Below are 17618 nucleotides of genomic sequence, written 5' to 3' on the forward strand. Positions count from 1 at the left end.
GACGGGCCAGCCGTCCGGGAGAGCACGCTCACGCGAGCACCCCGGTGAACCGCACGTGCGGCGCGCCGTCGACGCTCTGCACCTGCGCGTCGACGCCGTAGACGTCGGCGATGAGCTCGGTGGTGAGCACGTCGGCCGGACGTCCCGCCGCCCGCACCCGGCCGTCGGCGAGCACCACCAGCGCGTCGCAGTACCGCGCCGCCAGGTTGAGGTCGTGCAGCGCCATCACCGTCGTGGTCGAGGCGGCCCGCACCAGCTCCAGCAGCTCCAGCTGGTGCCGGACGTCGAGGTGGTTGGTCGGCTCGTCGAGCAGCAGCTCGGTCGGCTCCTGCGCCAGCGCGCGGGCGATCTGCACCCGCTGCCGCTCCCCGCCGGACAACGTCGAGTAGGGCCGCTCCAGCAGGTGACCCGTCCGGGTGGTCGCGGCGGAGGCCTCCACGACGGCGCGGTCGGTGGCGCTCAGCGGCGCCCACGACGGCCGGTGCGGGAGCCGACCGAGGCCCACGACGTCGCGCACGGTGGGATCGGTGTCGGTCACGACCTCCTGGTCGACCATCGCGAGCCGACGCGCCACCTGGCGCCGACCCAGGCTCGCGAGGTCGTCGTCGCCGAGGCGCACCACGCCCGACGACGCCGGCCGCAACCCCGCCAGCAGCCGCAGCAGCGACGACTTGCCCGACCCGTTCGGTCCCAGCAGCCCCACCGTGCTGCCCGGCGCCACGTCGAGGCTCACGCCGTCGACCACGACCTTGCCGCGCACACCCCACCGGACGTCGACCGCGAGGATGCTCATGCCCGTCCCGCCTCAGCCACGACGCCGCCTCCGCACCAGGATCACGACGAACGCCGGCACGCCCACGAGCGCCGTCGCGACGCCGACCGGCAGCTCCTGCGGCGCGATGACCGTCCGCGCGCCGACGTCGACCCACACCAGGAACACCGCTCCGAGCACCGCCGACACCGGCAGCAGCACGCGGTGCCGCGAGCCGACGACCGCGCGCGCGGCGTGCGGCAGCACGAGCCCGACGAACCCGATGGCCCCCGACGTCGACACGATGACGGCCGTCATGAGCGCGGTGACCACGAGCAGCAGCAGCCGGGTGCGCTGCACGGAGACGCCGAGCGCCGAGGCGGCGTCCTCGCCGAACGTGAACGCGTCGAGCGAGCCCGCCGCGAGCCAGCACAGCAGCAGCCCGACGAGCACCACGCCCCCGCACACCACGACGTCGCGCCACGACGCCGTGCCGAGCGAGCCGAGCAGCCAGAACAGCACCCCGCGGGTCTGCTCGGCGTCGGCCGCGGTGAAGACGATGAACGACGTCAGCGCCGAGAACAGCTGCGTGGCCGCGACCCCCGCGAGGATCATCCGGTCGGTCGTGCCGCCGGCCAGCGTGCCGAGCAGCAGCACCAGCGCGAAGGCCAGCAGCGCCCCGACGAACGCACCGGAGGCGAGCGTCGCGGCGCCGGCGCCCACCCCGAGCACGACGATCGCGACAGCACCGGCCGAGGCGCCGGAGGAGATCCCGAGCACGAACGGGTCGGCCAGCGGGTTGCGCAGCAGCGACTGCAGCACCACCCCGCAGAGCGCCAGCCCCGCACCACAGGCGGCCGCCAGCACGGCCCGCGGCAGGCGCAGGTCCCAGATGATCGCCTCCTGGATGCCCGTGAGGCCCGACGGCGCGACGCCCAACCGCGACAGCGCGACCGCGAACGCGTCGCCCGGGCCGAGCCCCGACGGCCCGATCGTCGTCGCGACCGCGATCGAGACCAGCAGGCCCACGAGCGCCGCCGACCACAGGACGGCCGCCCGTCCGGCGCGCGCCGGACGCGACGGACCCGAGGTCGAGGGCGCCGTCCTGCGCAGCGCCGGGGGGAGCAGGGTCACGACGGCTCGTACCCCAGGCTGCGCAGCCCCTCGGCCACCGTCTCGACGGCGTCGACCGTGCGGATCGACGGGTTCAGGGCGGCACCCGGCAGCAGCACGTACCGCTTCTCGCGCACCGCCGTCATGCGCCGGGTGACGGGGTTGGACTCGAGGAAGGCGATCTTCGCGCGCGCCGACTCGGCGGTCTGGCTCTTGCGCGTCAGGTCGCCGATCACCAGCACGTCGGGGTCGGCGGCGGCGATCGACTCCCAGCCGATCTGCGGCCACTCCGCCTGCTGGTCCTCGAAGACGTTGGTCAGGCCGAGCGCGCGGGTCACGATGCCCGGACCGCCGCAGCAGCCCGCACCGTACGGCGCCTCGGCGTTGGCGAACCAGTAGAAGACCGACACGTCGTCGAACGGCGTCCGCGACGCCGCCGCGAGCCGCTGCTGCAGCGACGACACGACCTCCTCGCCACGCTCCTCGGTGCCCGTGAGCGCGGCGAGGTCGCGCACCTCGGCGTAGATCGTCGACATCTCCAGCGGCCGGTCGCGCGCGCCGTCGCCCCCGCCGAAGTCGGACTTCTCGCACTCCGCCGCCGACAGGTACGCCGGCACGCCGACGTCGGCCAGCTGCTGCGGCGTCGCGACCCCGCCCTCGCTCAGCGTGTTCGCGAACGACGCCGTCACCAGGTCGGGCTCGGTGGCCAGCAGCTCCTCGAACGACGGGGCCTGGTCGGCCAGCCGGTCGACCTTCTCGTTCTCGTCGGCCAGCGACGGCAGGATCGGGTCAGTCCACCCGGCCGCGCCCACCATGCGGTCGGCGAGCCCGAGGCTCAGCAGGATCTCCGTGCTGCCCTGGTTCAGCGACGCGATGCGCTGCGGCGGCGCGTCGACCGTGATCCGTCGGTCGCAGCGCTCGACGCTGGCGGGGAACCCGGCGGCCTCGGTGCCGCCGGCGTCGGCCGACGACGCCGACGTCGAGGAGCCGCAGCCGGCGAGCAGCGGCGCCGCGAGCGCGGCCGTCGCGAGGAGGGAGAGGGGGCGGCGTGGTCGCATCGCGATCCTTCGCTCAGGGGTCCGTGTCGCGAGACCCGTCGGGAGCCCCGCGGCGGACGCCGCGGGTCGCCACCGGGTGTCGGACTCGGGCCATGGCCCCTACCGTTGCGCGTCAGTCCCGGACTTCGACCGGGTTCCCTCACGTGGCAGCCGCACCGTAGCACCCGGCCAGCCGGTCCCCCGCTGGTCCCGTTCGCCGCGCCCCCTCGCCGCCCAGGGCCCGGCACCCCCGCCGGGCCTATCCGCCGCCCAGGGCCCGGCACCCCGCCGCGCCCTGTTCGCCGCCCACGGCCCGGCACCCCCGCCGCTGCTACGGTGAGCGCGCCAGTCACCCTCGCAGAGGGTCAGGGAACCCGGTGCGACCCCGGGACTGACGCGCAGCGGTGTGGGAGACGTGGCGGGCCACGACGCCACTGGGAGCTCGCTCCTGGGAAGGCGGTCCGTCACCGCGACCCCGAGTCCGAAGACCTGCTGGCCGCCACCCCACCGGGGCGGCGTCACCCGACTCGGGGCTCTCGCGCACGGAGCCCCCGGACCCGAGACGAGACCCCATGCCCTCCCCCGTCGGCGCACGCCCGCGCCGCACCACCGCCCTCCTGGCCACCCTCTGCCTCGCCGCGCCGCTCGCTGCGTGCGGCTCCTCGTCACCACGATCCACCGACGACGCGTCCGCCGCGGCCGGGTTCCCGGTCACCGTCGAGAACTGCGGGCACGACGTCACCGAGACGGCACCGCCCCGCCGCATCGTCGCCATCAACCAGCCCGCCACCGAGCTGCTGCTGAGCCTCGGCCTCGCCGACCGGATGGCCGGCTACGGCGTCAGCGACCACGACTTCCTGCCGGGGCTGAAGGCCGAGGCCCGCAGGACGAAGGCCCTCGACGCCGAGTTCCCCGGCTTCGAGTCGATGCTCTCGCTCGAGCCCGACCTCGTCTACGCCACGTTCGCCTACGCGTTCACCGGCGAGGGCGTCGCGCCCCGCCGGAAGTTCGACGAGGTCGGCATCCCCACGTACCAGTCGCCCAGCGAGTGCGGCGGCCAGGACGCCCCGCACGACGAGCCGCTCACCCTCGACGACCTCTACGCCGAGATCGGCGACGTGTCGCGCCTGACCGGCGTCGAGGACCGCGGCGACCGGCTCGTCGCCGAGCTGCGGGAGCGGGCCCGGAAGGTGACCGTCGACCTCGACGCCGACGACGTGACGCTCGGCTGGTGGTACGCGTCGACGAAGAGTCCCTACATGGCCGGGTGCTGCGGCGCCCCGGGGCTCATGACGCGCGCGGTCGGGGCCACGAACGCGTTCGGCGACAACGAGCGGCTCTGGCCCGAGACGAGCTGGGAGTCGATCCTCGACGCCGACCCGACCGTCCTCGTGCTCGCCGACCTCGAGCGCGGTGGCGACGGCGACAGCGCGGAGGCCAAGATCCGCTTCCTCGAGTCCGACCCCGTCGCGCGTCAGCTCACCGCCGTCAAGAAGCGTCGTTACGTGGTGCTCGGCGGCACCACGATGGACCCGTCGATCCGCAACGTCGACGGGATCGAGCAGCTCGCGCAGGGTCTGCGCGACCTGGGCGTCGTGCCCGACGGGCGCTAGCCGAGGACCTCCGACAACAGCGCGACGTCGCGCAGCAGGAGGGCGGCGGAGCGCACGAGCGGGACGGCCGCGAGCGCGCCGCTGCCCTCGCCCAGACGCAGGCCGAGGTCGAGCAGCGGCTCGAGGCCGAGCTTCTCCAGGGCGAGCGACTGCGCCGGCTCCGTGGAGCGGTGCCCGGCGGCGAACCACGCCGACGCACCCGGTGCGAGGTCGTCGGCGGTGAGCGCGCAGGCCACCGAGATCAGCCCGTCGAGCAGCACCGGCACCCCGGCCTGCGCCGCCGCGACCAGGAAGCCGACCGTCGCGGCGAGGTCGGCGCTGCCGAGCGCCGCCAGCCGCTCGACGGGGTCGGCCACGCGGTCGCCCGCACGGTCGAGGGCCGCCTGCACGACCTCACCCTTGCGCACGAGCGACGCGTCGTCGATGCCGGTGCCGCGGCCGACGACCTCCGAGCCCGGCAGCCCGAGCGAGGCAGCCACCAGCGCGGCCGTCGGGGTCGTGTTGCCGATGCCCATGTCGCCCGTGACGAGCAGCTGGGCACCGGCGGCGATCTCCTCCGCCGCGATCGCCCGGCCGGCGGCCAGCGCCCGGGCCGTCTCGTCCGCGGACAGCGCATCCTCGACGTCGATCGCCCCGCTGCCCCGCCGCACCTTGTGGGCGCGCACCGCGTCGGGCAGGTCGGCGAGGTCGTCGTCGACGCCGAGGTCGAGCACGCGCAGGCTCACGCCGTGCTGGGCGGCGAGGACGCTCGCCCCGGCGCGTCCGGCGGCGAACGTGCGGACCATCGCGGGCGTGACGGCGCTCGGGAACGCGGAGACGCCCGACGCGGTCACGCCGTGGTCGCCGGCGAGCACCACGGCGCGCACCTGGTCGACCGGACGCGGCGGCACCTCGCCCTGCGTCGCCGCCACCCAGCAGGCGAGGTCGCCCAGCCGGCCCAGCGCCCCGGGAGGCGTGGCCAGGCCTGCGAGCCGCTCGCGTGCCGCAGCGTGGATCGCCGGGTCGGGAGGACGGACGGCGGACGGGGTGCTCACGGGCTCGACGGTCACGGGTGAACGGTACGACGTCGTCCCGGCGAGCAGCAGGAGCAGGAGGCACGCGCGCTCGCACCATGAGACGCGCGCCACACCCCGGTGGCACCGGCCGGCCCATGCCCTACGCTCGGCACGTCGACCACCACGGAAGCCGGTGGAAGTCCGGCGCAGTAGCGCTACTGTGACGTCGCCCCAGCAGCACCGGGGAGACGGAGCCAGACCCTGGTCGTCGACAGCCCTCCATCCACGGGACGCACTCATCCCTCAGGAAAGGCCTGCCATGTCGCAGCTGAACCCCTCCGTCGACACCCCCGCGGTGCCGGTCGTCTCCATCCCGGTCCGCGAGCTCGCCCCCTGGGCGCTGTTCATCGCGCTCCTCGCCCTCGTCGCGCTCTACTTCGTGGGCGCCGAGCAGGGCGCGACCTCCCTCATCTCCGGCACCGGCGTGCACGAGTGGGTCCACGACGGACGCCACCTGCTCGGCTTCCCCTGCCACTGAACGACGCTGCCCCTGACCGACCCTGCGGCTGACCGGGCCTGAGCCCGGTCGGTCCTGCCAGCGGACCCGGCCTCCGGGCACCCGCCCCGAGCCCGCGGCGACACCGTGGGCTCCCTGTCGTCGAACCGCGGCCCGAGCGACCCGTCAGCGCGACGGGACGTGTCGCGCCGCTCCGCTCGGGAAGGACCCGACCCATGAGCACCACCCGCACACCCCACCTGACCGCCCGCACGTTCCTCGTCCACGGCCTGCTCGCCGGTCTGCTCGGCGGCGTGCTGGCCTTCGCCGCAGCCTCCGTGGTCGGCGAGCCGCCCATCGACCGCGCGATCGCCCTCGAGGAGTCCGGCGGTGCCGCCGCCGACGCGGGCCACTCGCACGAGGAGGGCGCGCACTCCCACGAGGAGTCCGGCGGACACTCCCACGGTGACGAGGACGCCGCGATCAGCCGAGGCGAGCAGGCCGGCCCCGGCCTCGCGACCGCCACGATCATCGTCGGGCTCGTCGCCGGCGGCGTCGTCGGCATCGCCTCGGCCTTCGCCGTCGGCCGGCTCGGCGGGCTCGGCCCGGTGGGCTCCACCGCCGTCGTGGTGCTGCTGGCCTACCTCGCCTACACCGTCGTGCCGTGGCTGAAGTACCCGCCGAACCCGCCGGCGGTCGGCTCGGCCGACACGATCGGCGAGCGCACCGCCCTGTACTTCAGCTTCGTCGCCGTGTCGCTGCTGGCCGTCGTGGCCGCCGTCCTGCTCGCGCGCGCCCTGCTGGCCCGCGGCCCGTGGGTGGCGGTCGTCGCCGGGGCCGCCCTGTACGTCGTCGTGGTCGGTGTCGCCGGTCTCGTCCTCGCGCCCATCGACGAGGTCCCGGACTCCTTCCCGGCCACCACCCTGTACGCCTTCCGCATCGGCTCGCTCGCCACGAGCACCGCACTGTGGGCCGGTGTCGCCCTCGCCCTCACCGGGCTCACGGCCCGCACCTGGCGGGCGCACCAGGCCGACGTCGAGCGCCGGGCGGCCGCCGCCGCACTCTGACCTCGTCCGCAGACGCCGCCTCCCGACAACTGGGAGGCGGCGTTCACATGAACCCAAGATGTAGGGGTTACATTCGTGTAGTTCCCCGTATATGGTGGGTCGTGCAGCTGGTTCGGCCCGTCATCCAGACGGGTCGTCGCAAGAGGGAATCCGGTGAGAGACCGGAACTGCCCCGCAGCGGTGAGTGGGAACGAACGGTGTCATCAGCACTGGGGCCCTGCAGAGATGCATCCCTGGGAAGCGACACCCAGTAGGCGGCAGCGATGCCTGGCCCGCGAGTCCGAAGACCTGCCAGTGCTCCACCGCCACCGGTGGAGGTCCGCGACCTCGTGGGAAGGTCCAAGGATCAGACGACGTCGTGGCGTGCCCGCGACCCGTCCTCCTCTCCCCGCGTGCCCGTGGACTGCGTCAGTCACGACGAGTTCACGAGGGGTGAACCGATGACCATCACCGTCATCAAGCGCGACGGCAGCCGAGCGGACTACGACGGCTACGAGATCGCGAGATCCATCGAGGAGGCCGCCACCGGCCTGCCCGACCAGGTCTCCCGGGCGACGCAGCTGCGCGCCGAGCTGGAGATCACGCTGTTCGACGGCATCAGCAGCGAGCAGCTCGACGAGGCCGTCATCGGCGTCGCACTGCAGAACGTCAAGGACGACCCGGCCTTCGACACGATCGCGTCGCGCCTGCTGGTCAAGACGCTCTACAAGAAGATCTTCGGCGAGGGCGTCACGCGCGAGGAGGTGTACGCCTTCCACGGGCCGGCATTCGTCCGCGCGATCCTGCGCGGCGTCGAGCTCGGGCTGCTCGACGAGCGGCTGGCCGAGGCCTTCGACCTCGAGCGGCTCGGGTCCGCGCTCGACCCCGACCGCGACGACCTGCTGCGCTACGTCGGCGCGCAGACCATGCGCAACCGCTACATGATCACCGAGCCCGACGGCACGCCCCTGGAGGTGCCGCAGTTCTTCTGGATGCGCGTGGCGATGGGCCTCGCGCTGAACGAGGAGGACGCCACGACGGCCGCGCTGTCGTTCTACGACAAGATGTCGCGCCTCGAGTACCTCGCCGCGGGCTCGACGCTCGTCAACGCGGGCACCGCGTACAGCCAGCTCTCCAACTGCTTCGTCATGCAGATGGAGGACGACATCGAGCACATCGCCAAGAGCGTCCGCGACGTCATGTGGCTGACGAAGGGCACGGGCGGCATCGGCCTCTCGGTCACGCAGCTGCGCGCCGAGGGCTCCCCCATCCGCTCGAACAACACCAGCTCGACCGGTCCGATCCCGTTCATGCACACCATCGACTCGACGTTGCGCGCCGTGAGCCGGGGCGGCAAGAAGTTCGGCGCCCTGTGCTTCTACATGGAGAACTGGCACCTCGACTTCGGCCAGTTCCTCGACCTGCGGCAGAACTCCGGCGACCCCTACCGGCGCACGCGCACGGCCAACACCGCCGTCTGGATCTCCGACGAGTTCATGAAGCGGGTCGAGGCCGACGCCGACTGGTACCTGTTCGACCCGCTCGAGGTCGACGACCTGCCGGAGCTGTTCGGCCAGGCGTTCAGCCGCCGCTACGCCGAGTACGCGGCGCAGGCCGAGCGCGGCGAGATCCGGCACAAGAAGCTGAAGGCGCGCGAGCAGTTCCGCGCCATCCTCACGACGCTGCAGACGACGTCGCACCCGTGGCTCACCTGGAAGGACACGGTCAACACCCGCGCCCTCAACCAGAACACCGGCACGATCCACCTGTCGAACCTGTGCACCGAGATCTGCCTGCCGCAGGACCGCGAGAACATCAGCGTCTGCAACCTGGCGTCGATCAACCTCTCCCGGCACGTGGTCGGACGCCGCGGCGACGCACGCGTCGACTGGGACCGGCTCGCCGAGTCCACGCGGCTCGCCGTCCGCCAGCTCGACAACCTCATCGACATCACGATCAGCTCGGTGCCGGAGTCGGAGCGCTCGAACGAGGAGAACCGCGCCCTCGGGCTCGGCGTCATGGGCTTCACCGACGTCGTCGAGCGGTTCGGCTGGTCCTACGAGAGCGAGCGCGCCTACGACCTCATGGACGAGCTGATGGAGTTCGTCAGCTGGCACGCGATCGACGCCTCCGCCGACCTCGCCCGCGAGCGTGGCGCGTACCCGAACTTCGCCGGGTCGCGCTGGAGCCAGGGCATGGTCCCCTTCGACTCCCTCGACCTGCTCGAGGCCGACCGCGGCGTGCCCGTCGACGTCACGCGTCGCTCCCGCCTGGACTGGGACGCGCTGCGCGCCAAGGTCGCGGGAGGTGTCCGCAACTCCACGCTGATGGCCATCGCGCCGACCGCGTCGATCGGCCTCGTCGCCGGCACCACTCCGGGGCTGGACCCGCAGTTCAGCCAGATCTTCAGCCGGGCGACCGCGGCGGGCAAGTTCCTCGAGGTCAACCGCAACCTCGTCGAGGACCTGCGCGAGCGAGGCCTGTGGGAGTCGCTGCGCGAGGACCTGCTGCGCCACCAGGGCGACCTGTCGAAGGTCGAGGGCGCGCCCGCCGACCTGGTCGAGATCTACCGGACCAGCTTCCAGCTGTCGCCGTACGCGTTCCTCGAGGTGGCGGCCCGCGCGCAGAAGTGGATCGACCAGGCGATCAGCCGCAACATCTACCTCGCCAGCCGCGACGTCGGCGACATGGTCGACCTGTACGCGGCCGCGTGGCGGATGGGCGTCAAGACGACCTACTACCTGCACATGATGCCGCGGCACACGGCCGAGCAGAGCACCGTCAGGGTCAACAAGGCCGAGACCGTCGCCCCGCGGGGCGCGACGCCGTCGGGCGGGCGCGGCTTCGGCGCCCGCCGCGGCTTCGGCGCCGCCACCGCAGCCCCGACCCCGGCCCCGGCTCCGGTGGCCGTCGTGCCGGAGGAGATCCAGGAGCTCGACGTCGTCGACGGGTCCGCCTGCCCGATCGATCCGCAGGAGCGCCTGCAGTGCGAGTCCTGCCAGTAACCACGGACCCGCTGGTCGAGTAGTCCGTCCCGTGAGGCACGAACAGGGACGGACGTATCGAGACCACCCGGCGGCCGTCGCGCGAGCCGGCTCCGCGACGGCCGCCTCACCACCCCGACCCCAGAGAGCGAGAACCCCCATGCCCATCCTCGGCACCGGCATCGCCGAAGGCCTGCTGCTCAAGCCCGTCACCTACCCGTGGGCGATGGAGCTGTACGACCAGGCCGTCGCCAACACGTGGTTCCCCAACGAGGTCCAGCTCGGTGAGGACCTCGCCGACTTCGAGCGCATGAGCGACGACGAGCGCCACGCGCTCACCTTCCTCATGAGCTACTTCAACCCCAACGAGCTGCTCGTCAACAAGGCGCTCGCGTTCGGCGTGTACCCCTACGTCAACGCGGCCGAGTGCCACCTCTACCTCGCCAAGCAGATGTGGGAGGAGGCCAACCACTGCATGAGCTTCGAGTACGTGCTCGAGACGTTCCCCATCGACCGGGTCGCGGCGTACGAGTCGCACGTGAACGTCCCGTCGATGGCCGCCAAGGAGGCCTTCGAGGTGCGCTTCATCCAGCGGATGACCGAGCAGACCCTCGACATCACGACCACCGCGGGCAAGCAGGACTTCGTCCGCAACCTCGTGGCGTACAACGTGATCCTCGAGGGGATCTGGTTCTACTCCGGCTTCATGGTGGCGCTGAGCTTCCGGCAGCGGAACCTGCTGCGCAACTTCGGCTCCCTCGTCGACTGGATCGTGCGCGACGAGAGCCTGCACCTGAAGTTCGGCATCAACCTGATCCTCACGGTGCTCGACGAGAACCCCGAGATCGCCACCGAGGAGTTCGCGGCGGAGATCCGCCAGATGGTCCTCGACGCGGTGGCCATGGAGGAGGCCTACAACCGCGACCTGTTGCCGCACGGGATCCTCGGGCTCAACGCCGACTACATCAACACCTACGTCCGCTACCTCGCCGACCGGCGCCTGGAGGAGCTCGGCTTCGAGCCTCACTACGGAGCGGCGAACCCGGCGAAGTGGATGGCGACGGCCAACGACACCCTGCAGCTCGTCAACTTCTTCGAGTCGATCAACACCTCCTACGAGGTCAACGCCCGCGCGGGCTCCTGAGCGGGCGGGCGAGCATGTCGTGCGTCGGGTTCTTCACCCCCGAGCAGCTGGCCCGGGTGCGCGCCGCGGGCGACGACCCCCGCCCGGTGTCGACGTTCCGCTCGCCCGAGGCGTCGGCGTCCAAGCGGCGGCGGGTGGCGGAGATGGCCATGTCGCCCGACCCGCGGGTGCGGGCCGCCGCGGCGGGCTCGTCGCTGGCGGCCGCGGAGGTGCTGCAGCGGCTGGCCGCCGACCCCGACCTGGGCGTGCGCGCCGCCGTGGCGCGCCACCCCGCGTCGCCGCCGGACCTGCTCGACCGGCTCGCGACCGACGCGGACGAGACGATCCGCGGCTGGGTGGCCGCGAACCCGGCGTCGTCACCCGACCTGCTCGAGCGGCTCTGCGACGACTCGTCCCCGACGGTGCGGTCGGTGGCCGCCTGGGCCCAGTGTTGGTGAGGGAGGGGCTGGTGACGGTCGCGGCGCGCCTGTTCCCTGGGCGCCCCTCGCGTCGGCGCGGCGACGGCACCGCGGGTAGCCTCCCGTGCATGTCCCGAGCCCTCACCGTCAGCGACACCGTGGTGGTCGGCGTCGAGCCCGACGTCGTCTACGCCGCGCTCAGCGACGTCCGGCAGATGGGGCGTTGGAGCCCGGAGAACACGGGCGCCGAGCTCGCCGACCCGGGCGCGCCGATCGGGGTCGGCACGGTGTTCGTGGGCACGAACCGTCGCGGCCGCGCCCGCTGGCACACGCGTTGCGTCGTGACGGCGGCCGACCCCGGCCGACGCTTCGCGTTCGACGTGCGCGCCTGGGGTCCGGGCCGACGTCTGCTGCCGGTGCGGGTGGCGTCGTGGGAGTACACGTTCGAGCCCGCCGTGGGCGGCACGCTCGTGACCGAGACGTGGCTCGACGGTCGCACCGGCTGGCCCGACTGGACGGCGTCGGTGTTCGACCGGGTGGCCACGGGACGCGACTCCTTCGCGACGTTCCAGCGGGGCAACATCCGCCGCACGCTCGACCGGCTCAAGCGTGAGCTCGAGTGGGAACGTGGCCGGGAGCAGGCCCCCCAGGACCGCACCGACGACGCGTCGTGAGCCGTCGCCATGCCTGAGCTCGACCGCCTCGGCGAGTTCTTCGCCGTCGAGCGGACCGTCGACGGCGACGGCTGGCGGCCGCTGGCCGACCTCGTCGACGGAACCTACCTGCACACGCGCGTGGTCGCGACGCACCTCGCGCTCGCGTCGCGCGTCTCCGCGGCGAGCTCGGCGGGGGTGCCGGGCCACGGGCGGCAGGCGGTGGAGCCGCGGGTGGCGGCGTCGGTGGCGTCGCTGGGGCTGTTCGCACGCCTGCTCTCGCCGACCGTGGGCGCGTTGCTCCTCGACGTCGACGCGCCGGCCGACGTGCACTGGCGCGAGCAGCCCACGGGCACGCTGCCCCTGGCCGCCGGTGCGTGGTCGGCGCCCGACCTCGAGGCCGTGCTGTCCGACGTGGTGGCGCCGCTCGCCGCTCGTCTGCGCACGGAGCACTCGGTCTCGGAGCAGGTGCTGGCGGGCAACGCGGCCTCGGCCGTGTTCGGGGCGCTGCGCATGGCCACGCTCGCCCGCCCCGACGTCGCCGACCGCGCGCTCGACGTCGGCGCCCGGGCACTCGCGCACCCCTACCTCGTGGGCACGGGGGAGCCCGACCTGCCGTTCCGGCGCCGCTCCTGCTGCCTCTTCTACCGGATCCCCGGCGGCGGCACCTGCGGCGACTGCGTCCTCGCCTGACCCCCTCCCACCGCAGCCCCCCATCGGTGGATCAGCAACCTCCGTGACGACGATCCCGGCGATCGGTGGATCATCAACCGCAGGGAGCGTCCTGGGGTTGGTGATCCACCGATAGGGGGTTCGGGCGCTCGGCCGACTAGGCTGGCCGGGACCCGTCGCCGCGGGTCGGGGAAGCCGGTGCGAGTCCGGCGCGGTTCCGCCACTGTGACGCCTGCGAGCAGGTACAGCCAGACACCCTTCGCGGCGACTCCCGCCGCACGGGGCGAGAACCCCGAGGAGGAACCCCGATGACCCGCATCGCGCTGCTCTCGACGTCCGACACCGACCTGCTCTCGGCCCGCGCCAGCGGCGCCGACTACGTGTACGCGAACCCCGCCAAGCCGGGCCACACCGACATGGCCGCGGCCATCGAGGCGGCCGACCTCGTCGTCGCCCGCATCCTCGGGTCGCCGCAGGACCTGTGCTCCGGCTTCGCGCGGATCCGCGCCACCGGCAAGCCGATGGTCGTGCTCGGTGGCGAGCAGTCACCCAGCGCCGAGCTGATGGAGCAGTCGACGGTGCCGATCGGCGTGTGCGCCGACGCCCACGTGTACCTCGCGGAGGGCGGGCCGGAGAACCTCGCCCAGCTGCACGCCTTCCTCTCCGACACCGTCCTGCTGACGGGCGAGGGCTTCGAGCCGCCGAAGGTCCTCCCGGAGTGGGGCCTGGCGCCCCGTCCGCAGGGCGCCGACGCCGCGGAGAACGTGGGCAAGGCCCGCATCGGCGTCCTCTACTACCGCGCCCACGAGGCGAGCGGCAACAGCGGCTTCGCGCACGCGCTGGCCGACGCCGTCGACGCCACGGGCGACGCCGTCGGCGTCCCGATCTTCAGCTCGTCGCTGCGCGCCGCGCCCGACGCGCTCTTCGAGGAGATGGCGAACCTCGACGCGCTGATCGTCACCGTGCTCGCGGCCGGTGGCACCAAGCCCGGCACCGTCAGCGCCGGCGGCGACGACGAGTCGTGGGACGTCGCGCGGCTCAAGGCCCTCGACATCCCGATCCTCCAGGGCCTCAGCCTGACGTCGAGCCGCGCCGAGTGGGAGGCCTCCGACGACGGCGTCTCGCCGCTGGACTCCGCCAACCAGATCGCCATCCCCGAGTTCGACGGGCGCATCATCACCGCACCCTTCTCGTTCAAGGAGGTCGACGAGGACGGGCTGCCGCGCTACGTCGCCGACCCCGAGCGCAGCGCCCGCGTGGCCGGCATCGCCGCCGCCCACGCCCGCCTGCGCCACACGCCGCCGGCCGAGCGCAAGGTCGTGCTCATGCTGTCGGCGTACCCCACGAAGCACAGCCGGGTCGGCAACGCGGTCGGCCTCGACACCCCCGCCTCCACCATCCGTCTGCTGCGTGCCATGCGCGACGCCGGCTACGACCTCGGCGCCCCGGGCGAGATCCCGGGCCTCGAGCACGACGACCTCACCGAGGCCGGTGACGCCCTCATCCACGCGCTCATCGACGCCGGCGGCCAGGACGAGGAGTGGCTCACCCACACGCAGCTCACCGAGAGCCACGTGCGCATCCCCGCCGGCCGCTACACCGAGTGGTTCGAGGGCTTCCACCCCGACCTGCGCGACGCGATGCTCGAGGCGTGGGGTCCCGCGCCCGGCAGGCTCTTCGTGAACGACGACAGCGAGATCGTGCTCGCCACCATCCGCGCCGGGAACGTCGTGCTGATGATCCAGCCGCCCCGCGGCTACGGCGAGAACCCGGTCGCGATCTACCACGACCCCGACATGGCGCCGTCGCACCACTACCTCGCCGCCTACCGCTGGGTCGAAGAGGAGTTCGGCGCGCACGCCGTCGTGCACCTGGGCAAGCACGGCTCGATGGAGTGGCTGCCCGGCAAGAACGCCGCGCTGTCGGCGGCCTGCGGCACCGACGCCGCCATCGGCAACCTGCCGCTGATCTACCCGTTCCTCGTCAACGACCCGGGCGAGGGCGCGCAGGCCAAGCGTCGCGCGCACGCCACGATCGTCGACCACCTCATCCCGCCGATGGCGCGTGCCGAGAGCTACGGCGACATCGCCAAGCTCGAGCAGCTGCTCGACGAGTACGCCAACATCGGCGCGATGGACCCGGCCAAGCTGCCCGCCATCCGCGAGCAGATCTGGACCCACATGCGGGCCGCCGAGATGCACCGCGACCTCGGCCTCGACGACCAGCCCGACGACGAGGGCTTCGACGACTTCATCTTCCACGTCGACGGCTGGCTCTGCGAGATCAAGGACGCCCAGATCCGCGACGGCCTGCACGTGCTGGGCCAGGCGCCGGGCGGCGAGGCGCGCGTGAACCTCGTGCTCTCGATCCTGCGCGCCGCACAGATCTGGGGCGGCGAGACCGGTGCCGTCCCCGGCCTGCGCGCCGCGCTCGGCCTGCAGGGCGACACCGAGGGCCAGGACCGCGAGTCGCTGCAGCGCATCGACGCCGTCGAGGAGCAGGCCCGCGCCCTCGTGCAGGGCATGGAGGACGCCGGTTGGGACACCGCCGCCGTCGAGGGCCTGCACGACGACCCGGTGGTCCGCGACGTGCTGCGCTTCGCCGCCGAGCAGGTCGTGCCGCGCCTCGCGCAGACCACCGACGAGCTCGACCACGTGCTGCACGCGCTCGAGGGCGGCTTCATCCCCGCCGGCCCGTCGGGCTCGCCGCTGCGCGGACTCGTCAACGTGCTGCCCACGGGCCGCAACTTCTACACCGTCGACCCGAAGGCGGTGCCGTCGCGCCTCGCCTGGGAGACCGGGCGCGCGATGGCCGACTCCCTGCTCGAGAAGCACCTGTCCGACACCGGCGAATACCCGCGCTCCGTGGGCCTGTCGGTGTGGGGCACCTCGGCCATGCGCACGTCGGGCGACGACGTCGCCGAGGTGCTGGCGCTCATCGGCGTCGAGCCCGAGTGGGACCCGGCCTCGCGGCGCGTCAACGGCCTGCGCGTCGTGCCGCTGGAGGAGCTCGGGCGCCCGCGCATCGACGTCACGGTCCGGATCTCCGGCTTCTTCCGCGACGCGTTCCCGCACGTCATCGGCATCCTCGACGACGCCATCCGCCAGGTGGCCGAGCTCGACGAGCCCCTGGAGCAGAACTACGTCCGCGCGCACACCGAGGCCGACCTCGCCGAGCACGGCGACCGGCGTCGAGCCACCACCCGCATCTACGGCTCCAAGCCGGGCTCCTACGGCGCGGGCATCCTGCAGGTCATCGAGGCCGGCAACTGGAAGACCGACGACGACCTCGCCGAGGTGTACACGGCGTGGGGCGGCTTCGCCTACGGCCGCGACCTCGACGGCCGTCCGGCGGCGGAGGACATGCGCGCCAACTACCGGCGCATCGCGGTGGCGGCGAAGAACATCGACACCCGCGAGCACGACATCGCCGACTCCGACGACTACTTCCAGTACCACGGCGGCATGGTCGCGACGGTCCGTGCGCTCACCGGCGCCGAGCCGAAGGCCTACGTCGGCGACTCGACCACGCCCGACGCGGTGCGCACCCGCACGCTGCAGGAGGAGACGACGCGCGTCTTCCGTGCCCGCGTGGTCAACCCGCGCTGGATCTCGGCCATGCAGCGCCACGGCTACAAGGGCGCGTTCGAGCTGGCGGCCACCGTCGACTACCTGTTCGGCTTCGACGCGACCGCGGGCGTCGTGCACGACTGGATGTACGAGAAGCTCGCCACCGAGTACGTCCTCGACGAGACCAACCAGGAGTTCATGCGCACGTCGAACCCGTGGGCGCTGCGCGGCATCGTCGAGCGGCTCGGCGAGGCGGCCGAGCGTGGCCTGTGGGCCGAGCCCGACCCGGAGGTCGTCGCGGCCATGCAGCAGGTGTACCTCGACCTCGAGGGCGACCTGGAGGACCGGCACACGTGACCCGGCGGCGCTTGACCCTGGTCGGGATCGGCCTCGGCCATCCCGACCACCTGACGCTGGAGGCGGTCCAGGCGCTGCAGTCGGCGTCGGTGGCTCTGGTGACGGTGAAGCGGACGGGGGACCCGCTCGCCGCGGTGCGTCGGGACCTCCTGGCCCACCACGCACCCCGCCTGCGGGTCGTGGAGGTCGTCGACCCCGAGCGTGACCGGTCGGCCGCGTCGACGTCGACCACGTCGGGGTACGAGGGCGTCGTCGGCGACTGGCACGAGGCGCGGGCGCAGGCGTGGGAGCAGGCGCTCCTGGAGCACCCCGACGGCGACGTCGTGGTGCTCGTGTGGGGCGACCCGGCGTTCTACGACTCGACCATCCGGGTGGTGGAGCGGGTGCTCGCGCGGGGCGCGGTCGCGGTCGACTGGTCGGTGCTGCCGGGCATCTCGGCACTGCAGCTGCTCGCCGCCCGGCACCGGGTGGTGCTGCACGAGGTCGGGCAGCCCGTGCACGTGACGACGGAGCGCCGTCTGCGCGAGGCGGTGGAGCAGGGGCAGCGCAACGTCGTCGTGTTCCTGACGTCGGGGACCGACCTGTCGGGCCTCGACGACTGGCAGGTCTGGTGGGGCGCGAACCTGGGGGCGCCGTCGGAGCGGCTCGTCGCGGGCCGGGTGGCCGACGTGGCCGACGCGATCGCGGCAGCGCGTGCGGCCGCAAAGGCCGAGGCCGGCTGGGTGATGGACCTCTTCCTCCTGCGCCTCCCCACCTGAACCCTCCCCACCCCGCTGACCGTGAGATGGTC

14 protein-coding genes and 3 riboswitches are annotated in these 17618 nt (G+C 73.2%); of the genes, 10 read left to right on the forward strand and 4 right to left on the reverse strand.

The window, feature by feature from the left end; all coding sequences use genetic code 11:
• Positions 1-28: 28 nt before the first annotated feature.
• Genes Aeryth_RS14660 through Aeryth_RS14670 form a run of 3 tightly spaced genes read right to left on the reverse strand, consistent with a single transcriptional unit; the run spans position 29 to position 2922 of the window.
• The gene (locus tag Aeryth_RS14660; protein WP_067860239.1) at positions 29-793 is read right to left on the reverse strand and encodes an ABC transporter ATP-binding protein; all 765 of its coding nucleotides are present in this window, start codon (positions 791-793) and stop codon (positions 29-31) included.
• 12 nt (positions 794-805) lie between these two features.
• Positions 806-1885 carry a FecCD family ABC transporter permease gene (locus tag Aeryth_RS14665; protein ID WP_144433805.1) on the reverse strand — a complete coding sequence of 360 codons (1080 nt, stop codon included), beginning with the start codon at positions 1883-1885 and terminating at the stop codon, positions 806-808.
• Positions 1882-2922 carry an ABC transporter substrate-binding protein gene (locus tag Aeryth_RS14670; RefSeq protein ID WP_083516473.1) on the reverse strand — a complete coding sequence of 347 codons (1041 nt, stop codon included), beginning with the start codon at positions 2920-2922 and terminating at the stop codon, positions 1882-1884. Before Aeryth_RS14670 ends, Aeryth_RS14665 begins: the two co-directional genes overlap by 4 nt.
• A gap of 308 nt (positions 2923-3230) precedes the next feature.
• Positions 3231-3412, forward strand: a riboswitch (cobalamin riboswitch).
• A 61-nt stretch (positions 3413-3473) separates the two neighbouring features.
• Between Aeryth_RS14670 and Aeryth_RS14675 the strand changes: the two genes are divergently transcribed.
• Positions 3474-4514 (forward strand): ABC transporter substrate-binding protein, encoded by a 1041-nt coding sequence (locus Aeryth_RS14675; RefSeq protein ID WP_067860243.1) that lies wholly within the window; start codon positions 3474-3476, stop codon positions 4512-4514.
• Here the strand turns inward: Aeryth_RS14675 and cobT are convergent.
• Positions 4511-5563: a nicotinate-nucleotide--dimethylbenzimidazole phosphoribosyltransferase gene (gene cobT / locus Aeryth_RS14680; RefSeq protein ID WP_236749754.1), complete on the reverse strand. Its 1053-nt coding sequence runs from the start codon at positions 5561-5563 to the stop codon at positions 4511-4513. The genes Aeryth_RS14675 and cobT overlap by 4 nt on opposite strands.
• A 265-nt stretch (positions 5564-5828) precedes the next feature.
• Here cobT and Aeryth_RS14685 point away from each other — a divergent pair, with 265 nt between their 5' ends.
• From Aeryth_RS14685 to cobF, 9 genes are all read left to right on the forward strand, one after another.
• The gene (locus tag Aeryth_RS14685; RefSeq protein ID WP_067860245.1) at positions 5829-6047 is read left to right on the forward strand and encodes a CbtB domain-containing protein; all 219 of its coding nucleotides are present in this window, start codon (positions 5829-5831) and stop codon (positions 6045-6047) included.
• Positions 6048-6241: 194 nt separating this feature from the next.
• Entirely contained in the window at positions 6242-7072 is an 831-nt protein-coding gene (locus tag Aeryth_RS14690) for a CbtA family protein (RefSeq protein WP_067860247.1), read from the forward strand.
• A 90-nt stretch (positions 7073-7162) separates the two neighbouring features.
• A riboswitch (cobalamin riboswitch) is annotated at positions 7163-7382 on the forward strand.
• 130 nt (positions 7383-7512) lie between these two features.
• Positions 7513-10056: a ribonucleoside-diphosphate reductase subunit alpha gene (locus Aeryth_RS14695; RefSeq protein ID WP_067860249.1), complete on the forward strand. Its 2544-nt coding sequence runs from the start codon at positions 7513-7515 to the stop codon at positions 10054-10056.
• 139 nt (positions 10057-10195) lie between these two features.
• Complete coding sequence (locus Aeryth_RS14700; protein WP_067860251.1) at positions 10196-11179, forward strand: ribonucleotide-diphosphate reductase subunit beta; 984 nt, start codon at positions 10196-10198, stop codon at positions 11177-11179.
• 14 nt (positions 11180-11193) lie between these two features.
• Positions 11194-11616 (forward strand): HEAT repeat domain-containing protein, encoded by a 423-nt coding sequence (locus Aeryth_RS14705; protein WP_067860252.1) that lies wholly within the window; start codon positions 11194-11196, stop codon positions 11614-11616.
• Positions 11617-11705: 89 nt separating this feature from the next.
• Positions 11706-12251 carry an SRPBCC family protein gene (locus Aeryth_RS14710; RefSeq protein ID WP_067861874.1) on the forward strand — a complete coding sequence of 182 codons (546 nt, stop codon included), beginning with the start codon at positions 11706-11708 and terminating at the stop codon, positions 12249-12251.
• Positions 12252-12260: 9 nt separating this feature from the next.
• Complete coding sequence (locus Aeryth_RS14715; RefSeq protein ID WP_067860254.1) at positions 12261-12923, forward strand: (2Fe-2S)-binding protein; 663 nt, start codon at positions 12261-12263, stop codon at positions 12921-12923.
• 136 nt (positions 12924-13059) lie between these two features.
• Positions 13060-13175: riboswitch (cobalamin riboswitch) on the forward strand.
• A gap of 35 nt (positions 13176-13210) precedes the next feature.
• Positions 13211-16828, forward strand: a complete 3618-nt coding sequence (gene cobN / locus Aeryth_RS14720; protein ID WP_067860256.1) for a cobaltochelatase subunit CobN — start codon at positions 13211-13213, stop codon at positions 16826-16828.
• Complete coding sequence (gene cobF / locus Aeryth_RS14725; RefSeq protein ID WP_067860258.1) at positions 16825-17586, forward strand: precorrin-6A synthase (deacetylating); 762 nt, start codon at positions 16825-16827, stop codon at positions 17584-17586. Before cobN ends, cobF begins: the two co-directional genes overlap by 4 nt.
• The last annotated feature ends 32 nt before the right edge of the window (positions 17587-17618 follow it).

It is taken from the genome of Aeromicrobium erythreum (assembly GCF_001509405.1).
GTDB classification, from domain to species: Bacteria; Actinomycetota; Actinomycetes; order Propionibacteriales; family Nocardioidaceae; genus Aeromicrobium; species Aeromicrobium erythreum.